This window comes from Cupriavidus sp. WS (assembly GCF_000395345.1).
Lineage (GTDB): Bacteria > Pseudomonadota > Gammaproteobacteria > Burkholderiales > Burkholderiaceae > Cupriavidus > Cupriavidus basilensis_B.
Map to the genome: position 1 here is coordinate 1 of NZ_AQPL01000679.1, position 2,124 is coordinate 2,124.

A 2,124-nucleotide genomic window follows, 5' to 3' on the forward strand; every position below is an offset into this window, starting at 1 on the left:
ACAATGAGCGCCTGTTGCGGATGGGAGCGTTGCTCGATACGTAGCGGGTGAAAGCGGGAGTAATGGCCGCGTTAACGGCCAATACCCCCTGACCACAACCGAAACTCGGGGTTTCGATGATGGCTAATGCCGATTCTATCCTTGCGTCCTTGGAGGACGCTGTCCGGGCCGTTCTGGCCATTCAGTACGTTTGCGATGCAGCCCAAGGTGAGGTCACTCAAATTGGTGACCTGCGCTCGTACCTAGCGTTCGGTGTCTCGGTGATGGCCGAGCAGGCGATAGACCGCCTGGAATCCGTGAAGACGTTGGTGCGGAGGTCGCGCGATGGTGCCTGATCTCAGCGAATGGCGGGCTGTTCGTGTGGCGCATTTGAAAGCCGAGGTGCGCAACCTGTACTGGCACATTAGGAACTCGCAGCGAGGCAGGCAGGATGCCTATCGGCGGCGCTATTACCGGAAGATTTCCAAGCTGAAGACGGAGTTGCTGGCGCTTGGTGAGAGCCGCCGGGCCGTGCTGGATTTGGTCGCGTGTTGCCGGGCGGTGCGCTGCCGGGTTGTCGGTTGTCAGCACTGCGGGCATCGCGTCAACTGGAAGGCGTGGGTCTAGGTTTGCGGGGTATGGGGGCGCTTTAGCCCCCATGCAAGCCGGGAGGTTGCGCGGCAGGGGAGGAGTTCGCGGGTGGTGCCTGTGCGAATAGCGAGCGGACCCCGCGCCCTGCAAGCCATTCGGGCGACATAACTCCGATTAGGTCAACTAGTGGCTCTTGGCGCACAAAATGTGTTGTTTCGGTTTCAAATACTGCACTTTCCGATTGCGTTTCGGGGGGGAAAGTCGTACCTTGTTTTAAGGTAACTTACCTTAAGGGGTTGGCATGAAGCGAGTACAGATGACGGTCTACGTGACGCCGGAGATTGCGGAGCGGCTGCGCGAGTCCAGCCAGGTCGCGGGTGTGCCGTTGGGCCGCCATGTCGGCGACATGCTGGGGAGCTTGGTGGATTCGATCGAGTACGTATCGGGCAAGATGGCTGAGCTGCGCCGCTCTCCGGGTGTGGCTGTAGACAGGTTGAAGGCCATTGATGCGACCATTTCCGCCCAAGTAGAGCAGAGGAATAAAGGGGCGGCGCGCACGCGCGAGACCGCAGGGATGAGGACGCGCGCGGGCGCGTAGCCGAGACTTTTCCCCCTATCTAATAGGGGGTAAAAGTCCCATCGAAGGGCACCACATGACCAAGCAAACCAAGATCGACCGATTGGCGGTTTCGACAAAATCCCGGCTAGATGACGTTTGCAGGGCGCTGGAGCGATTTTTTGAACCGGTTGGTAGGGTGACCCTGTCCCACCGGAAACGGGGCGCTCTGCGCTTCGATTTCGCAGCGGACCTGACGGTCAACGAAGCACAGGTGGCAATGCTGGCGTGGGGCGGTGAAGGGCAGGGTGGCCGCTTGTACTGCGACGTGAGCGGGCAGGGCTGCCAGTTGCTGGAGGACCGGGTTGAGGCGTTGACGGAATCGATGGTGGATCTCGATGATGCTCGGCTTCGTCGGGTCGATATTGCCGCGGACTTCTACGATGGCTCGGTTAGCTATGAGAGCGTTGTGGAGGCCCATCAGGCGGGGAAGTTCAATGGCGGCGGCCGGCCGCCGAAGATGGACTGCATCACGCATTCGGACCCCAACGAAGGCCGCACGGCTTATATCGGCAAACGGGAGTCACCGAAGTTTTTGCGGGGCTACGAGAAGGGCCTGCAAATGGCGAACATCGCGCGCAAATCTGTAGGCGGCAAAGACTATGAAGACCTCTGCATTGAGCATTTCAAGCAGTGGGAGATTCAGGTTGATGGTGTGCGCACGAAGCTGGCCGATTGGTTCCGGATCGAAGCGGAATTGAAGGCGGCTGATGCGAAGTCTCTCGACTGGAATTTGGTCGCGGATCGGGACTCGTATTTTACGGGCCTGTATCCCTACCTGCAGGAGGTCTACCCGAACATTTCGCCGGAGCTTTTGTTGCGTCCGCAGCGGGTAGGGGTAATGTGTGTTGATGCTGCGCTGGCGAATATTCAGCGTCAGTACGGGTCCACGTTGTACACCGCGCTTGCTGTGTACGGTGGCGACATTTTCAGTGTGT

At 59.4% G+C, this 2,124-nt stretch carries 3 protein-coding genes; all 3 read left to right on the forward strand.

The window, feature by feature from the left end; all coding sequences use genetic code 11:
• Positions 1-324 precede the first annotated feature (324 nt).
• Complete coding sequence (locus tag K206_RS42430; protein ID WP_231401743.1) at positions 325-606, forward strand: hypothetical protein; 282 nt, start codon at positions 325-327, stop codon at positions 604-606.
• A gap of 280 nt (positions 607-886) precedes the next feature.
• Positions 887-1,168, forward strand: a complete 282-nt coding sequence (locus K206_RS0136480) for a hypothetical protein (RefSeq protein ID WP_020207146.1) — start codon at positions 887-889, stop codon at positions 1,166-1,168.
• Between the two features lie 55 nt (positions 1,169-1,223).
• The coding region (locus tag K206_RS0136485) for a replication initiation factor domain-containing protein (RefSeq protein WP_020207147.1) at positions 1,224-2,124 on the forward strand (901 nt) is incomplete at its 3' end.

Bases quoted from the DNA above. Each gene is read 5' to 3' on its own strand.
- K206_RS42430 (WP_231401743.1), top strand. From the start codon at position 325: ATGGTGCCTGATCTCAGCGAATGGCGGGCTGTTCGTGTGGCGCATTTG.
- K206_RS0136480 (WP_020207146.1), top strand. From the start codon at position 887: ATGACGGTCTACGTGACGCCGGAGATTGCGGAGCGGCTGCGCGAGTCC.